This window comes from Vibrio sp. A1-1, from assembly GCF_021728175.1.
Classification (GTDB): domain Bacteria; phylum Pseudomonadota; class Gammaproteobacteria; order Enterobacterales; family Vibrionaceae; genus Vibrio; species Vibrio diabolicus.
Genome location: NZ_JAKKCL010000008.1, coordinates 22673 through 39196, shown reverse-complemented (window position 1 = coordinate 39196; position 16524 = coordinate 22673). Strand labels below are relative to the sequence as shown.

Below are 16524 nucleotides of genomic sequence, written 5' to 3'. Positions count from 1 at the left end.
TAAGTATGCTGGTATGGCTCAAATTATCACCAGACAACGAATTTGAACAGCGTCATTAACGCAAAAAAGGCCCCACAATGTGGAGCCTAAACAATAAGCGATGGTATGTAAGTTATTGTTATGTCGTTAGGGCTAAGATCGCGCCTGGTAAAATAACGAATACAGACATTAAGTAGCCACCGACAACAGCTTTGTTCTTGATAGCCATTTCAGAAATCATCTCAGCGCCTTTCACTGGAATTTCACGTAGGAACGGAATACCAAAGATAAACAGTGTTGCCATGATATTAAATACTAGGTGTACCAGAGCGATTTGAAGTGCGAATACCGCAAACTCACCCGATACGGCTGTTGCTGCTAGTAGCGCCGTAATACAAGTACCAATGTTTGCACCTAGCGTGAATGGGTAAATATCACGAACTTTAAGAACGCCTGTACCCACAAGTGGAACCATCAAGCTAGTTGTTGTTGATGAAGATTGTACCAACACAGTCACGATTGAACCCGATACAATACCGTGAATAGGGCCACGACCAATCGCGTTTTTCAAAATTTCACGTGCACGGCCAACCATTAGGCTCTTCATTAGCTTACCCATTACCGTAATTGCAACGAAGATTGTCGCAATACCCAAAACGATAAGCATGATGCCACCAACAGTATCACCGAATGTTGAAAGTGGCTCTTTAATTGCACTCACAACTGGTTTTGTTATTGGCTTAATGAAGTTGAAGCCTTTAATGCTCATATCGCCAGTAGCAAGTAGTGGAGAAACAAGCCAATGAGAAACTTTCTCTAAAATGCCGAACATCATTTCCAACGGAAGGAAAATAGCAACAGCAAGTAAGTTGAAGAAGTCGTGAATAGTTGCGCTTGCAAATGCACGTTTGAACTCTTCTTTACAACGTACGTGACCAAGAGAAACAAGCGTATTGGTCACTGTGGTACCAATATTGGCACCCATCACCATTGGAATCGCGGTTTCTACTGGTAAGCCACCTGCAACCAAACCTACAATAATAGACGTTACAGTACTTGAGGACTGAATTAAGGCTGTTGCCACCAAGCCGATCATTAGACCTGCAACAGGGTGAGCGGCAAACTCAAATAGCACCTTAGCTTGATCGCCAGTTGCCCATTTGAAGCCACTACCAACCATAGATACTGCTAGAAGAAGCAGATACAACATGAATGCCAAGTTAGCCCAGCGTAACCAACGAGCAGTGCTCGAAATTGGCGCCACTGTTGAAGTAGCTTGGTTCATCATAATTTTCTCCGTTGACCTTTCAGTTCATTTTTCGGTCTGTAGTTGAAACTGCGGGCGATGTTAGAGAACAAATATTTCAGTAATATTACAGATTTCTTGCTGTGAGTAATTTTTATTGTTCTTTTTGATAGTGGTGTGAGTAGGGAAAAATGAAGGTTTTTAAATGTTTGAATTTAATGAATAAATTTGGCTTTCGTTTTGTGTGGTTATTGCGTTTTCTTTAGAAAGAAAATGCGCCTCAGTTCAACTTTTATGACAGTATTAATTTTATATATTCGGTAAAACTTATGTTTTTGTAATGTATTGTATGGTTTTGTCGAGTTTATTGTTTGTCTCTGTCACATTTGGTATAAAAAGCATCACTTTCTTTTCGGGACTTGATCATGTCACATCTAAACTACAACCATCTATATTATTTCTGGATGGTGTGCAAACAGGGCTCTGTAACTAAAGCGGCCGATGCGCTTTTCCTAACACCGCAAACCGTGACAGGGCAGATTAAAGCGCTTGAAGAACGCATGAAAGGAAAGTTAACCAAACGAAATGGTCGTACAGTTGAGCCAACTGAGTTAGGGCAACTTGTTTTTAAGTACGCCGACCGAATGTTTGGTTTGAGTTATGAGATGTTAGATATCGTCAATTACAGTCAGCACTCGAACATTCTGTTTGAAGTTGGCGTAGCCGATGCGTTATCTAAGCGCTTGGTCAGTAAAGTACTAATGACGACTGTCCCGGAAGATAACAGTATTCATTTACGCTGTTATGAGTCAACCCACGAATTGCTACTTGAACGACTGTCTCAGCACAAGCTGGATATGATCCTCTCGGATTGTCCCGTTGACTCAACTCAAAGCCCTGGCCTTTATAGCAAAAAGCTAGGTGAGAGCAGCATGAGCTTTTTCGCCTCTTCTGAAATTGAAAATGTGCGTTTCCCTGAGATTCTGGAACAGAAAAAGCTTTTGATTCCTGCAAGCCGAACAGCAATGGGGCGTAAGGTTATTCAGTGGTTTGATCGTCAAGGTCTTCAGCCTAATGTGTTGGGAGAGTTTGATGATGTCGCGTTGATGAAGGCTTTCGCACGGTATCACGATGATGTGATTTTCTTAGCGCCGACCGTATACATGTCGGAGATTGAGGACGACCGAAATCTACAGCTAATTGGTCATGTCGATGGGTTAAAAGAAGAGTACTACGTGATTTTTGCGGAACGAATGATCCAACACCCAGCGGTAAAAAATGTTTGTGATGCTGATTTCAGTCAAATGTTTGAGTAAACCCGTATCGTTGCGCAAATAAATAGATTACTATCAATAAAAATATAATTCTAAATAATACCTAAGTAACTCAAGATACTTGTTTTAGTGAGCAAAACTATTAATTATTGATGGCGCATCAATTCTCCACTTTGGTGGATAATATTGGTGTATCACTAACAACTAAATTAGAGGTTCTAATAATGAAGACTCTGGAAGTGTATCTTGATTTTCTTAGATATATAAATCAGTGCAACACAACAAGCTGGCCAGGGTTGGAATAAGTAAGTTGTAGCTAGAGGTCCAACACATGAATCTACAAGAAATGGAGCAGAACTCCGCAAAAGCCGTCGTGTTGCTCAAAGCGATGGCAAACGAGAGACGCCTACAAATCCTTTGTATGCTGCATAACCAAGAGCTGTCCGTGGGAGAGCTGTGTGCAAAGTTAGAGCTAAGCCAGTCGGCATTATCTCAGCATCTTGCTTGGCTTCGCCGTGATGAGCTAGTCACGACAAGGAAAGAAGCACAAACCGTGTACTACACATTAAAGAGTGATGAAGTGAAAGCGTTAATAAAAACACTGCATAGTCTTTATTGTGCTGAAAGCGCTTAGCGTTAATTACATATACCTAATATATCGTTCATTTTAGGCTGTGAGTCTAACTCGTTGGAATATTTGAGAGTGGCGTTAAACTTTTGATGGTAGAGTTGCTGCGCATCGACCAATTTGCTTTGTTCTCAAGTGTTTTATTGGTGCTTTCCAGTTTGAGCTTTATAAGGTAAATAAGCTGATGCCTTTGAATAGGCGTGCAGAAAAAAGAAAAGCTGGCATTGCCAGCTTTTTTATTAAGAAAATTTTGTAGATATAAAAAAACCGACACAAGGTCGGTTTTTTCTTCACTGTAAAATCAGGACTCTATTAAAGAGCTTTGATTTGTGCAGCGAAACGAGACTTATGGCGAGCTGCTTTATTCTTGTGAATAAGGCCTTTAGTTGCCATGCGGTCTAGGATAGGTGTAACTACAGCGAATGCAGCAGTTGCAGCTTCTTTGTCGCCTGCTTCGATAGCAGCAACAGTTTTCTTCATGTAAGTACGCATCATTGAGCGACGGCTAGCATTGTGCTGACGACGTTTCTCAGCTTGGATAGCGCGCTTCTTAGCAGATTTACTATTTGCCAAGGGTCTAACTCCCAAAAACTTAGTTCTGTGACAATTTAAGGGCGAGGAATATCCCTCATTTGCGCTTAAATGTCAAATGATTTGTGCAAAAACCGATCTAAGCCAAAACAAATTTTGGTAAGAGAGGTTATCGCGGTTAAGATGGCGGGGATTCTAACAGCATTTTTATACCAATGCTAATAATTATCCGCGAAAGGCACACTTATTCCTTACAACCCGCGGATAGATTTTTGACGTCTATTTACAGCACCTGTCAGAGAAACAGTATAGGGTTAGCTGTCTTATGGTGATATTCCGAGGTTACAGTGAGTAAACGACTACTCAAGTCTGGCATGATCGTCAGTGCTATGACATTTATTTCCCGCGTTCTTGGCCTAGTTCGTGATGTTGTAGTGGCAAATTTAATGGGGGCAGGAGCAAGCGCAGACGTCTTTTTCTTCGCCAATAAAATTCCTAATTTTTTACGACGTTTGTTTGCTGAAGGGGCTTTTTCCCAAGCGTTTGTACCTGTTTTAACGGAAAGCCATGCTCAAGGCGACATGGATAAAACTCGGGAACTGATTGCTAGAGCGGCGGGTACGTTAGGGGTGATAGTCTCGATTGTTACCATTTTAGGTGTCCTAGGCTCCGGCGTGGTCACTGCAGTGTTTGGTTTTGGTTGGTTCCTTGACTGGATGCATGGTGGCCCGGCTGCAGCAAAGTTTGAGCTTGCTAGCGTGATGCTCAAAATCACCTTTCCCTATTTATGGTTCATTACCTTTGTCGCTCTATCGGGCGCTATCCTCAATACATTAGGTAAATTTGCGGTCTCCTCCTTTACCCCTGTTTTCCTCAATGTGATGATTATTTTGGCGGCGTGGTTTATCTCGCCGCAAATGGAAATGCCAGAAATAGGGCTTTCTATTGGTGTTTTCTTAGGTGGTTTGGTCCAGTTCTTATTCCAAATTCCCTTCCTTATTAAAGCAGGCGTCATGGTTAAGCCAAAATGGGGCTGGCGCGATCCGGGTGTAGTGAAAATCCGTACTTTGATGATCCCCGCTTTATTTGGCGTATCGGTCAGTCAGATTAACCTGTTGTTTGATACGTTCATCGCCAGTTTTTTGCAAACCGGTTCGATCAGCTGGCTATATTACTCAGACCGCTTATTGGAATTTCCTTTAGGTCTGTTTGGTATTGCGATTGCGACTGTGATTTTACCCGCGCTTTCACGTAAACACGTTGACGCACAAAGTGAAGGCTTCGCGCAAACCATGGATTGGGGGGTGCGCATGGTGATCTTGCTTGGCCTTCCTGCAATGCTTGGTCTGATGGTACTGGCAAAACCTATGCTGATGGTTCTGTTTATGCGAGGTGAATTTTCTCCTCAAGACGTACATCAAGCATCATTGTCGCTTTTTGCCTACGCTTCAGGTTTGTTGAACTTCATGCTGATTAAGGTGCTCGCGCCAGGTTATTACTCGCGTCAAGATACTAAAACGCCAGTAAAGTACGGCATCATTGCGATGGTGACAAACATGGTGTTTAACGCAATTTTTGCGTACTTTTATGGCTACGTTGGTTTGGCTATCGCGACGGCACTTTCGGCGTTCGTAAATATGGCATTGCTGTATCGTGGTCTACATATCGCAGGGGTATACCAAATCACCAAACGAACCGTCTTCTTTATTATACGTTTGGTTATTGCAGGTGCGGCGATGGTGGCTGCGATCTTATGGCAATTGGAAGACATGTCAGTGTGGCTAGATTGGAGCTTTGCTCACCGCAGCGGTGTACTAGGAATGTTGATCGGTCTAGGAGCCGTGGTTTACCTAGTGGTTCTATTTTTAACTGGTGCACGCTTAAAAGACCTAAAAGCTGGGACAGACTAAGGGTGATTAGTATATAATCCGTCAGTTTCACACAGTGTAAAGTAAAAACAGAGGCAGAAAGCAGTATCCAATGGAACTGATTAGAGGCATTCACAATATCACCCCGCGACATCATGGTTGCGTGCTGACTATTGGCAATTTCGATGGTGTCCATAAAGGCCATCAACAAGTATTGCAGCAAGTGTCTGAGCAAGCGGACAGGCTATCATTGCCTTCTGTTGTGATGACCTTTGAACCTCAGCCGATGGAGCTGTTTGCCAAAGATAAGGCACCTGCACGGTTGACGCGATTACGCGATAAGTTCGTGCAATTGAGTAAGCTCGATATTGATCGCTTGCTCTGCGTCAATTTCAATCGTCATTTTGCAAGTTTAACCGCGGAAGAATTTATCCGTGACTTGTTGGTCGAGCGTTTGGGTGTTAAGTTTCTTGTCGTTGGTGATGATTTCTGCTTTGGCAAAGGCCGAACTGGCAACTTTGCAATGCTGCAGGAAGCAGGGGAAAAGTACGGTTTTGATGTCGTGAGTACCCAGAGCTTTTGTTTACAACAATTACGTGTCAGCAGTACGGCTATCCGTCAAGCGCTGGCGCGTGACGATTTGCATTCCGCGCAACAGATGCTGGGAAGAAACTACAGCATCAGCGGTCGTGTTTCTCACGGAAGAAAGCTGGGAAGAACGATAGGTTTTCCTACTGCGAATATTCCTTTGAAACGCTGTGTTTCTCCGGTCTCCGGAGTCTATGTTGTTCAAGCGCTTGGCTTAGGAAATAAGCCAATTGGTGGTGTCGCTAATATTGGTCAAAGACCGACTGTCAATGGCGTTCGCCAGCAGTTAGAAGTACACTTATTCGACTTTCATGCCAATTTATATGGCAAGCAACTAGAAGTGGAACTTTTGCATAAACTTCGAGATGAGCAAAAGTTTGAGTCGTTTGAAGCACTTAAACAACAAATCGAATTGGATGCTGAAGCAGCAAGGGTGTGGCTGCGTCAGCTTAAGCGTTGAGCGGTTTATTCCACCGTTCAACATAATGTCTAATTTTCGCCCAATATAACGGAATTAAGAATCGATGAGTGAGTATAAAGATACCCTGAACTTACCTGAAACAGGGTTTCCAATGCGCGGCAATCTGGCCAATCGTGAGCCAGAAATGCTTAAGCGTTGGTACAAAGAAGATCTTTACGGTGAAATCCGTAAAGCTAAGAAAGGCAAAAAGTCATTCGTATTGCACGATGGCCCTCCTTACGCAAATGGTGACATTCATATTGGTCACGCACTAAACAAGATTCTTAAAGACATTATTATTAAATCCAAAACACTTTCAGGTTTTGACGCACCTTACATTCCTGGCTGGGATTGCCACGGTCTACCTATTGAATTAATGGTAGAGAAAAAAGTAGGCAAGCCAGGCCAAAAAGTGACGGCAGCAGAATTCCGCGAGAAATGTCGTGAATACGCAGCAGGTCAGGTTGAAGGTCAGAAAGAGAGCTTCAAACGCCTTGGTATCATGGGTGAGTGGGACAAGCCATACCGCACTATGGATTTCGCAACTGAAGCGAACATTATTCGTGCTCTTGGTAAGATCGCAAGCAATGGTCACCTGCTAAAAGGTTTCAAACCTGTTCACTGGTGTACAGACTGTGGTTCTGCTCTTGCTGAAGCGGAAGTAGAATACAAAGATAAAGTATCGCCATCTATCGACGTTCGTTTTAAAGCGGCTGACGAAGCGGCACTGTTGTCTAAGTTTGAGCTGACTGAAGGTCATGAAGGTAAAGGCGATATCTCTATTGTCATCTGGACGACAACTCCTTGGACGCTTCCTGCGAACCGTGCTGTGTGTCTACGTGATGACCTTGAGTATGTACTTATCCAAGTTGAAGGCGAGCAACCTGAACGTATCATCGTTGCAGCTGAACTAGCGAAAGACGTGATGGACCGTGCTGGTATCGAGCACTTCCACAACCTTGGTTTTGCTAAAGGTGCGGAGCTTGAGCTTTCTCAATTCCAACACCCATTCTACGATTTCACTGTACCGGCGATCCTGGGTGATCACGTTACGACTGATTCAGGTACTGGCGTTGTTCACACTGCACCTGGTCACGGTCAAGAAGACTTCGCGGTTGGTAACAAGTACAACCTAGAAGTAGCAAACCCAGTTGGTTCAAACGGTGTTTACCTACCAGATACAGAGCTATTTGCTGGTCAGCACGTATTTAAAGCGAACGATGCGGTAGTAGAAGTACTGAAAGAAAAAGGTGCACTACTACACCACCACGCTTACGAGCACAGCTACCCACACTGTTGGCGTCATAAGACTCCAATCATCTTCCGTGCTACGCCTCAATGGTTCGTTTCTATGGACCAAGCGGGTTTACGTACAAAAGCACTAGAAGCCATCAAAGGTGTTCAGTGGATGCCAGAGTGGGGGCAAAGCCGTATCGAAGGTATGATCGAAGGTCGCCCTGAGTGGTGTATCTCTCGTCAACGTACTTGGGGTGTGCCAATCGCTCTGTTTGTTCATAAAGAAACAGCAGAACTTCATCCAAACACACTAGAGCTGATTGAAAAAGTCGCTAAGCTGGTTGAAGAGAAAGGCATCCAAGCATGGTGGGATGTCGACGCAGCTGAACTACTAGGTGCTGACGCTGACCAATACGAAAAAGTACTAGATACGCTAGACGTATGGTTCGATTCAGGTGTCACTCACTTCTCCGTTGTTGATGCTCGTGAAGAGTACAACGGCAACAGTGCAGACCTATACCTAGAAGGTTCTGACCAACACCGTGGTTGGTTCCAGTCTTCTCTAATTTCATCTATCGCGATGAAAGACGAAGCGCCTTACAAACAAGTACTGACACACGGTTTCGTGGTTGATGGTCAGGGTCGTAAGATGTCTAAATCTATCGGTAACGTGGTTGCGCCAAAAGACGTAACTAACAAGCTAGGTGCTGACATTCTTCGTCTATGGGTTGCTTCTACCGATTACACTGGTGAAGTTGCGGTTTCGGATGAAATCCTAAAACGCAGTGCAGATGCTTACCGTCGTATCCGTAACACGTCTCGCTTCTTCCTAGCTAACCTGAGCGGCTTCAACCCAGAAACAGACATCGTTCCTGTTGAAGAGATGGTTGCGCTAGATCGCTGGGCAGTTGGTCGTGCGCTAGCAGCACAAGAAGAGATTGTTAAAGCATACGAAGAGTACAACACACACGGTGTAACTCAGCGTCTAATGCAATTCTGTTCAATCGAAATGGGTTCTTTCTACCTAGACGTAATCAAAGACCGTCAGTACACAGCAAAACGTGGCGGTAACGCTCAACGTAGCTGTCAGACAGCACTTTACTACATCGTAGAAGCGCTAGTTCGTTGGATGGCGCCAATCATGTCGTTCACTGCAGATGAAATCTGGAACGAAATGCCAGGCGAGCGCGACAAGTTCGTATTCACTGGTGAGTGGTTCGACGGCCTATTCGGTCTTGCTGAAGGTGAAGAGCTGAACAACGAATTTTGGACTGAGATCCAAGCGGTTCGTGGTGCAGTAAACAAACTTCTAGAAGATGCGCGTAAAGAGAAAACCATCGGTGGTGCGCTACAAGCTGAAGTGACTCTATTTGCTGATGACGCTTTAGCGGCGAAGATCAACAAACTTGAAGATGAACTGCGCTTTGTTCTACTGACCTCTGCGGCGAAAGTTAAGCCTCTAGGTGAGAAGACTGATGCAGCACAAGCCACGGATATCGAAGGCTTGTTTGTTGAAGTAGCAGCAGCTGAAGGCGAGAAGTGTGATCGTTGTTGGCACCACACGCCAGACGTAGGCACAATTGAAGGTCACGAGAAAATCTGTGGTCGTTGTGTGTCTAACGTAGAAGGCGAAGGTGAAGTACGTAAATTCGCGTAATTACCTAGAACGACTGAACTTTTTTTAAAATTAACAGCCCCAGTATTTACTGGGGCTGTTTGTAGGTAAAGTAATGAGTGAAAAAGCACTGTCTTTAAAGCAATCTGGTATTCGCTGGTTATGGTTAGCGGTGGTTATCTTTTTAGCTGATATTGGCATTAAGTATGTTGTAATGAACAACATGGGATATGGCTGGGCAAACCGCATAGAAATTTTGCCATTCTTTAATCTTTTGTACGTGCATAACTATGGTGCTGCTTTTAGCTTTTTGAGTGATCAAGCGGGCTGGCAACGTTGGTTATTTACAGGTATTGCTTTTATCGTTACAGGTCTTTTGACTTACTGGATGAGCAAACTACCAGCGAAAGAGAAATGGAATAAGATTGCTTATGCCATGATTATTGGTGGCGCAGTAGGCAACGTATTCGACCGAGTAATACATGGGTTTGTCGTGGATTATTTGGACTTTTTCTGGGGTAATTATCACTGGCCAGCGTTCAACCTTGCAGACATGGCGATCTGTATTGGTGCCGCGATGATTATTCTTGACGGCTTTCGAAAGAAAGACAAGGAGAAAGCCTAAGTAGTGGCAGTGTATATTGCGAAAAGTTGAATAACCCTAAGCGTCGCCCGTTGATTCGAGCGACGCTTTTTATTATGTTGGAGCGCCAATCAGCATATCAATGTACAAAAAGACCAAGCTGACAGCGTAATAACCCAAGAACAAGGAAGCAGTAACGTGACAACAATAACCAATGAATCTGTAGTAACCCTTCACTTTACGATTAAAATGAAAGACGGATCGGTTGCGGATAGTACTCATAACATGGGTAAACCAGCGAAATTTGTTATGGGTGATGGCAGCTTGAGTGAAAACTTTGAGCAGTGCTTGATAGGCCTCGAAACAGGCGCACAAAAAGCGATTGAGCTAAAAGCAGAAGACGCGTTTGGCATGCCAAACCCAGACCATGTACACCATATGGATCGCACTAAGTTTGTAGGTGATGCAGAAGTAGAAGTGGGTACAATCATGGCGTTCAGTGGTCCTGATGGTATGGAAATCCCGGGCATTATTACAGAGATTGCTGGCGATTCAGTCACTGTGGACTTCAACCATCCTCTAGCGGGACAAGACGTGACTTTCGAAGTTGAAATTTTGTCAGTAGAATAGCGAACCCAATAAAGATAATTTCCATGAGCAATGAAATGAAAATCCTATTAGCTAACCCACGCGGCTTTTGTGCTGGTGTAGACCGTGCGATTAGCATCGTAGAGCGTGCGCTAGAGATGTATCAGCCACCGATTTATGTTCGTCATGAGGTGGTGCATAACCGTTTTGTGGTTGAAGGGCTAAAACAACGTGGCGCTGTCTTCGTTGAAGAGCTGCATGAAGTGCCAGACAACAACATTGTGATTTTTTCTGCTCATGGTGTATCGCAGGCGGTTCGTCAGGAAGCCAAGCAGCGAGATTTGACGGTATTTGACGCGACGTGCCCGTTGGTAACCAAAGTGCATATGGAAGTAGCGCGAGCAAGCCGCCGCAATATGGAAGTGGTTCTGATTGGTCACGCAGGTCACCCTGAAGTGGAAGGCACAATGGGGCAGTACGCGAGTGAAACCGGTGGTATGTACTTGGTTGAAACCCCGGCCGATGTTGAGAAACTGAAGTCGATTGTGAAAGATCCATCTGATCTTCATTACGTAAGCCAAACGACACTTTCTGTAGATGAAACTGCCGATGTTATCGAAGAGCTACGCCGCGTCTTCCCAGATATCCAAGGACCACGTAAAGACGATATCTGTTACGCGACACAAAACCGCCAAGATGCCGTACGTGAATTAGCGGGTGACGTAGATGTGATGGTTGTGGTGGGTTCTAAAAACTCATCAAACTCTACACGTCTTAAAGAGCTAGCTGAAAAGCTAGGGACACCTGGCTACTTAACCGACTGTCCGGAAGATATCAAACCTGAGTGGTTCGAAGGCAAAACAAAGGTCGGCGTGACTGCGGGAGCATCTGCTCCGGAAGAGCTCGTCAATCAGATTCTAGAGCGAATCAAAGAACTCGTCGGTGCCGAAGCGGTCGATGAAGTACTTGGTCGCGAAGAGAATATGTTCTTTGAAGTACCTAAAGAACTGCAAATCAAGCAAGTGGATTAATCTCCATTTATCGAATATTCAAAAGGCGACCAGTGGGTCGCCTTTTTTACATCTCTCTCAGTTCATTTAGGTAATCACGAATTTGGTCTTTTCCTAAACCATCGATAATCATATCGGACATCTTCGTGATTCTTCGCTCAAGCGACTGAGCAACCCTTTCGCAATGTGCGTACACCTCTTCATCAGAACCTTCAGTCGGAAAGGCATCGACTTGCCAGTTTACTCGAACGCCACCCGCAAGCCACTGAGGAGCTGCCTCTTGATGTAAAGAGTCACAGAGAATAATAACGATGTCAGGAAGAAACTGAGTTCGCTCTTCCCATGAGTGGGTGTGGATATGTGGAATGGGAAGTTGGTGGTCATCTAAATATTTTTGCACCACCGGGTGAACTTTGCCTGTGGGATGAGAGCCACCGCTGGCGACACTAAAATCTGCTGGCAGGATATGGGTTGCGATCGACTCAGCGAGCACACTTCGTCCAGCATTGTGCTTACATATGAACAAAACTTTATACATCATCGCCTCGTCTTTTCGGAGCGTCTTATTTATACGCTAGCGGAAACTCAGCGGTGATGTGTGAACTTTTTGTGTTAGTGGCTAATGCCCAGCATCTCTTTGAGCACTTTAAGGTAGCGGCGGCTTACTGGTATCTCAAAGCCAGTTTTGGTGATGATTTCTGCTAATCCGTTTTCGAGTAATTTGATTTCGCTGATGGCCTTAATGCTGACTAAGTATTGGCGATGACAGCGTACCAGTGGGGTTTTCTCTTCTAGCGTTTTTAATGTCAGTTGAGTGCTCGCGGCTTGGCTGGTGGAGCGTACATGCACGCCGCTGATGTCACTGTATGCACATTCTACCGTGTCGGTGGCCATGATAACGATACGGTTGTGCCCGATGCACGGAATCTGATCTAAAGTATCGGGCGTAATAGCAGACAGCTGTTGAGTTAGGGCTGATTGACTAATGACTTTATTTAGCCGTTTGACCGTTTTGGTTAAACGGCATGGGTCGACAGGTTTGAGCAAGTAATCAAAGGCGTTGTCTTCAAATGCTTGAATTGCATACTGGTCGTAAGCCGTGACAAAAACCACATAAGGCATGGTTTCTGGATCAAGCATTCCAAGTAGTTCAATCCCAGTGACTTGAGGCATTTGGATATCGAGAAACACCACATCAGGTTTGAGCTCATTGATTTTTTTTAGGCCAAGGATCGCGTTTGAGGCATTGCCCACGACTTCAACTTGGCCTGTTTCATCCAATAACTCTGTCAGCTCTTCACGAGCAAACTGTTCATCATCAATGACGAGTGCGGTTAACATCCAACATTACCTTTATTGCTTCAGCGTGCTTTTATGATTTTGGGGGAATGATAAAGCTCATTTTAGTAAATTGATGTGGCTCGCACGTAATTTTTAGCGATGCATCACGCCCAAATTGATTAGTGAGACGTTTGTCGACAATTTCCAAACCTAGCCCGGAGTGGTTTTCTTTTGGCGGTTCAAAACTGCCTGCATTGTCTTCGACAGTAATCAAATGACCTTGTGGGTGGGCTTCGCTGTATATATGAACTTTACCACCTTCAAGCATGTTTGAAATGCCGTGCTTAATGGCATTCTCAACCAAAGGCTGGAGTGTAAAGCTTGGCAATTTGATGTCCAGCAATTCAGGTTGAATATCGATTTCAACCTCTAAGCGGTCCGTAAAACGAGCTTTTTCGATGCTCAAGTACGAGTTCACATGTGCAAGCTCTTCCTTTAGCGTCACGGTATTAATGTTCTGCTTTAAATTGCTGCGGAAGAAGTGCGATAAATTTTGGATTAGCTCGCGCGCTTTGTCAGGATCACGACGAGTAATCGCACTAATAGTATTGAGTGCATTAAACAAAAAGTGTGGATTCACCTGAGCGTGAAGCAGTTTGATTTCTGCTTGAGCGAGTAAGGCTTGTTGTTGTTGGTAATCGCCATACAGGATTTGGCTAGAGAGAAGCTGAGCTATCCCTTCCGCCATTGACATGTTGGCCGTGGAGAACAATTTACGCTTCGGTTCATACAGCTTTATGGTACCAATGACCTCTTTTCCCGCACGTAGTGGGATGATCAGCGCGGAGCCAAGTTTGCAGTCTTTTGCGATGGAACATTGGTATGGACGTTCTGCGCCATCAAGATAAATGATGTCGTTTTTCTCCATGGAATCCAATGTGCTTTGCGATGAAATCGGCGTGTTCGGTTTATGGTGATCATCGCCAATGCCCACAAACGCCAAGATTTTTTCTTGGTCGGTAATCGCGACAGCGCCCACTTTGGTTTCTTCGTAAATAATACGTGCGATTTTCTCTGCGTTTTCGGTGTTGAAGCCGTTGCTTAGAATTCCCACTGAGCGATCAGCAATGGTGAGTGCTCGACGCGAAAACGTCGCAGAAAACTTTTCAAAGATCGCTTTTCTGTCTTGCAGGATACTCATGAACAATGCCGCACCAAATGAGTTCGCGATGATCATCGGTGCTGCAATGGCAGACACCAGCTCATAGGCTTGATCAAAGGGTTTAGCGACGGCGAGCAGCAAAATCATTTGCACCACTTCAGCAACAAACGTGACGCTGAATACGACGCTTGGATTAAACAGCAATGCGCCTTTATTTCGCTTGATAAGGTAAACGTGGAGCAAGCCACCAATTACACCCTCGGCGGTGGTTGAAATTGCGCAGGCGAGGTCAGTAAAGCCACCAAGAGAGTATCGATGGATGCCACCAGTAAATCCGACGGCGAAACCCACCACTGGGCCACCAAACAGCCCGCCCATGACCGCGCCGATCGCTCGAGTATTGGCAATAGCGTCGTTGATATGCAGACCGAAATAGGTGCCGAGAATACAAAAGCCAGAGAAAAGTACGTAACAAATTAGGCGGTGGCTTAAGCGCGAAGAAATACTCAGCAAAGGTAAGATGATTGGCGTTTTACTTAGCATGTAAGCCAAAACTAAGTACACACACATCTGTTGTAAAAGGGAGATGACCAGTTCCATAGTGAACCTAACCTAGAATCAATGTTGTTATTGTATACCTAAGTAACCTTAAGATGCTTGGCTCAGAGAGATAAGAACAGCTAAGTAAATGATGCTGCGCTGTGCTTTCTGAATCTTAAAGTGACTTGGGTATAAAACAAAAAGAGCCTGCAATTGGCAGGCTCCTATCTTAGTCACTCAGATGTGACGAGTATTACGCTGTTTCTGATACGGCTTGTGGTTTCTCTTCGTCAGCCAGTTCAGTTTCTCCTTTACCCTTAGAGGTTTTGATAACGTAACCTGTCACAGCTAGGGCAAACACAATACCGACGATAGTTGATAGTTGCATTGGCAGACCAAAACCTAGCGAGCTGTTGTTTAAGATGAACGTGACACATACCGTGGTCATGAAGATAGCAGGGATAGTGGTAATCCAGTGCAGCTTGTTGTGACGTAGTAGGTAAGCGGACGCAGTCCAAAGCATCATTACTGCTGTTGTTTGGTTAGCAAAACCGAAGTAGCGCCAGATAATGCCGAAGTCTACTTGAGTTAAGATACCGCCGATAACGAACAGTGGAAGTGCCATCAGTAGGCGGTTACGTAGCGTCTTTTGTTCCATGTTGAAGTATTCAGCAAGGATCAGACGGCTTGAACGGAATGCTGTATCGCCAGACGTAATTGGTAGGATAACCACACCTAGGAACGCAAGGATACCACCGAACACACCAAGCAGACCAAATGATGCGCTGTATACCACGTTACCAGGACCACCGTTTTTCACAGCTTCTGATAGTGCGTCTAGAGAGCCGAAGAAAGACAGAGCGATAGCACACCAGATTAGCGCGATAACACCTTCACCAATCATTGCTCCGTAGAAAACGAAACGACCGTTTTTCTCGTTTTCCATACAACGCGCCATCAGTGGAGACTGAGTCGCGTGGAAGCCAGAGATAGCGCCACATGCAATAGTGATGAACAATGCAGGCCATAACGGCATGTCATTTGGGTTGAGGTTAGAGAACATGTCCGAAACTTGGAAGTCACCCATTACTGTGTGTTCGCTAGAAAACGCAACGGCTGTCATTAGGCCAACAGACATAAAGATAAGTAGAGCGCCAAACAGTGGGTAGAAGCGGCCAATGATTTTATCGACAGGAACAATCGTCGCAATGATGTAGTAAGCGAAGATAGCGATAACCATTGTAGTCATGCTTACGCTCAAGCTTGTTTGATCATTGATGAGGTTAGTAATCATGCCTGCAGGTGCAGAAACGAACACTACGCCAACAAGAAGCAGTAGGACAATGGCAAAAATATTCATAAAGTGTTTTGCGCCATTACCTAGGTAGCGACCTGTGATAGTAGGTACAGATGCGCCGCCGTTACGCACTGAAAGCATGCCTGAGAAGTAATCGTGTACTGCGCCAGCAAAAATACAACCGACAACAATCCAAAGCATTGCCGCTGGACCGTATAGTGCACCCATGATTGGGCCGAAAATTGGACCAACACCAGCGATGTTAAGTAGCTGAACTAGATAAACTTTCTTTGTTGACATTGGAACGAAGTCAACACCGTCCGATTTGGTGTGAGCAGGCGTTTGGCGTTTTTCATTGATGCCGAAAATCTTCTCGACGAAAGCGCCGTAGATGAAGTATCCGCCGATTAGGGCTGCGACACAGGTTAGAAACCACATCATAGCAATTGTCCTTGGTCTTAGTTGGGTAGGGTAATTTTTTAATCTCAGGATGCATGTTATGCGTCACTTGTGTTAAATGCATTCGGTTAGTAGATGAGTGGTCGAATAGAGCACTGAGTGGTCGATATACTGCTTGAGCGGTTTTTAAAAATGGCGAATGGTTGATTGCAGTAGTGAGCGGCTGATTTGAGGCGTCA

At 44.8% G+C, this 16524-nt stretch carries 14 protein-coding genes; 8 read left to right on the top strand and 6 right to left on the bottom strand.

Going from position 1 to position 16524, the window contains the following annotated elements:
• Positions 1–118: 118 nt before the first annotated feature.
• Positions 119–1264, bottom strand: a complete 1146-nt coding sequence (locus L3V30_RS12950) for a Na/Pi symporter (protein WP_046874175.1) — start codon at positions 1262–1264, stop codon at positions 119–121.
• Positions 1265–1650: 386 nt separating this feature from the next.
• Between L3V30_RS12950 and nhaR the strand changes: the two genes are divergently transcribed.
• Positions 1651–2541, top strand: coding sequence for a transcriptional activator NhaR (nhaR, locus tag L3V30_RS12945; protein WP_005381942.1), 891 nt, complete (start codon positions 1651–1653; stop codon positions 2539–2541).
• A 289-nt stretch (positions 2542–2830) separates the two neighbouring features.
• Positions 2831–3133, top strand: coding sequence for a metalloregulator ArsR/SmtB family transcription factor (locus tag L3V30_RS12940; protein ID WP_005397309.1), 303 nt, complete (start codon positions 2831–2833; stop codon positions 3131–3133).
• A gap of 306 nt (positions 3134–3439) precedes the next feature.
• Here the strand turns inward: L3V30_RS12940 and rpsT are convergent, their stop codons facing one another.
• Complete coding sequence (gene rpsT / locus L3V30_RS12935) at positions 3440–3700, bottom strand: 30S ribosomal protein S20 (protein WP_005381938.1); 261 nt, start codon at positions 3698–3700, stop codon at positions 3440–3442.
• A gap of 305 nt (positions 3701–4005) precedes the next feature.
• Between rpsT and murJ the strand changes: the two genes are divergently transcribed.
• The 6 genes from murJ (at position 4006) to ispH (ending at position 11627) form a co-directional block, all read left to right on the top strand.
• Complete coding sequence (murJ, locus tag L3V30_RS12930; RefSeq protein ID WP_046873949.1) at positions 4006–5568, top strand: murein biosynthesis integral membrane protein MurJ; 1563 nt, start codon at positions 4006–4008, stop codon at positions 5566–5568.
• Positions 5569–5638: 70 nt separating this feature from the next.
• Positions 5639–6574: a bifunctional riboflavin kinase/FAD synthetase gene (ribF, locus tag L3V30_RS12925; protein WP_046873948.1), complete on the top strand. Its 936-nt coding sequence runs from the start codon at positions 5639–5641 to the stop codon at positions 6572–6574.
• 64 nt (positions 6575–6638) lie between these two features.
• On the top strand, positions 6639–9467 hold the full coding sequence (gene ileS, locus L3V30_RS12920; RefSeq protein WP_237309060.1) for an isoleucine--tRNA ligase: 2829 nt from the start codon (positions 6639–6641) through the stop codon (positions 9465–9467).
• Positions 9468–9540: 73 nt separating this feature from the next.
• Positions 9541–10050: a signal peptidase II gene (gene lspA, locus L3V30_RS12915; RefSeq protein ID WP_237309059.1), complete on the top strand. Its 510-nt coding sequence runs from the start codon at positions 9541–9543 to the stop codon at positions 10048–10050.
• Positions 10051–10206: 156 nt separating this feature from the next.
• Complete coding sequence (fkpB, locus tag L3V30_RS12910) at positions 10207–10638, top strand: FKBP-type peptidyl-prolyl cis-trans isomerase (RefSeq protein ID WP_012842130.1); 432 nt, start codon at positions 10207–10209, stop codon at positions 10636–10638.
• Between the two features lie 23 nt (positions 10639–10661).
• Positions 10662–11627, top strand: coding sequence for a 4-hydroxy-3-methylbut-2-enyl diphosphate reductase (gene ispH, locus L3V30_RS12905; RefSeq protein WP_047009110.1), 966 nt, complete (start codon positions 10662–10664; stop codon positions 11625–11627).
• A gap of 46 nt (positions 11628–11673) precedes the next feature.
• On the opposite strand, the gene L3V30_RS12900 is transcribed toward ispH, so the two are convergent.
• The 4 genes from L3V30_RS12900 to L3V30_RS12885 all read right to left on the bottom strand — a co-directional run bounded on the left by L3V30_RS12900 (position 11674) and on the right by L3V30_RS12885 (position 16327).
• A complete protein-coding gene (locus L3V30_RS12900) occupies positions 11674–12147 on the bottom strand; it encodes a low molecular weight phosphatase family protein (protein ID WP_124009012.1) in 474 nt (157 codons plus the stop codon).
• A gap of 71 nt (positions 12148–12218) precedes the next feature.
• Positions 12219–12947, bottom strand: a complete 729-nt coding sequence (btsR, locus tag L3V30_RS12895) for a two-component system response regulator BtsR (protein WP_006743107.1) — start codon at positions 12945–12947, stop codon at positions 12219–12221.
• A gap of 31 nt (positions 12948–12978) precedes the next feature.
• Positions 12979–14649 carry a sensor histidine kinase gene (locus tag L3V30_RS12890; RefSeq protein WP_046873944.1) on the bottom strand — a complete coding sequence of 557 codons (1671 nt, stop codon included), beginning with the start codon at positions 14647–14649 and terminating at the stop codon, positions 12979–12981.
• Between the two features lie 193 nt (positions 14650–14842).
• A complete protein-coding gene (locus L3V30_RS12885) occupies positions 14843–16327 on the bottom strand; it encodes a carbon starvation protein A (protein ID WP_005381914.1) in 1485 nt (494 codons plus the stop codon).
• Positions 16328–16524 lie beyond the last annotated feature (197 nt).

Excerpts from the sequence above, each read along its gene's own strand:
- L3V30_RS12950 (WP_046874175.1), bottom strand. The coding sequence starts at position 1,264 with ATGAACCAAGCTACTTCAACAGTGGCGCCAATTTCGAGCACTGCTCGT.
- nhaR (WP_005381942.1), top strand. The coding sequence starts at position 1,651 with ATGTCACATCTAAACTACAACCATCTATATTATTTCTGGATGGTGTGC.
- L3V30_RS12940 (WP_005397309.1), top strand. The coding sequence starts at position 2,831 with ATGAATCTACAAGAAATGGAGCAGAACTCCGCAAAAGCCGTCGTGTTG.
- ribF (WP_046873948.1), top strand. The coding sequence starts at position 5,639 with ATGGAACTGATTAGAGGCATTCACAATATCACCCCGCGACATCATGGT.
- ileS (WP_237309060.1), top strand. The coding sequence starts at position 6,639 with ATGAGTGAGTATAAAGATACCCTGAACTTACCTGAAACAGGGTTTCCA.
- lspA (WP_237309059.1), top strand. The coding sequence starts at position 9,541 with ATGAGTGAAAAAGCACTGTCTTTAAAGCAATCTGGTATTCGCTGGTTA.
- ispH (WP_047009110.1), top strand. The coding sequence starts at position 10,662 with ATGAGCAATGAAATGAAAATCCTATTAGCTAACCCACGCGGCTTTTGT.
- L3V30_RS12900 (WP_124009012.1), bottom strand. The coding sequence starts at position 12,147 with ATGATGTATAAAGTTTTGTTCATATGTAAGCACAATGCTGGACGAAGT.
- btsR (WP_006743107.1), bottom strand. The coding sequence starts at position 12,947 with ATGTTAACCGCACTCGTCATTGATGATGAACAGTTTGCTCGTGAAGAG.
- L3V30_RS12890 (WP_046873944.1), bottom strand. The coding sequence starts at position 14,649 with ATGGAACTGGTCATCTCCCTTTTACAACAGATGTGTGTGTACTTAGTT.
- L3V30_RS12885 (WP_005381914.1), bottom strand. The coding sequence starts at position 16,327 with ATGATGTGGTTTCTAACCTGTGTCGCAGCCCTAATCGGCGGATACTTC.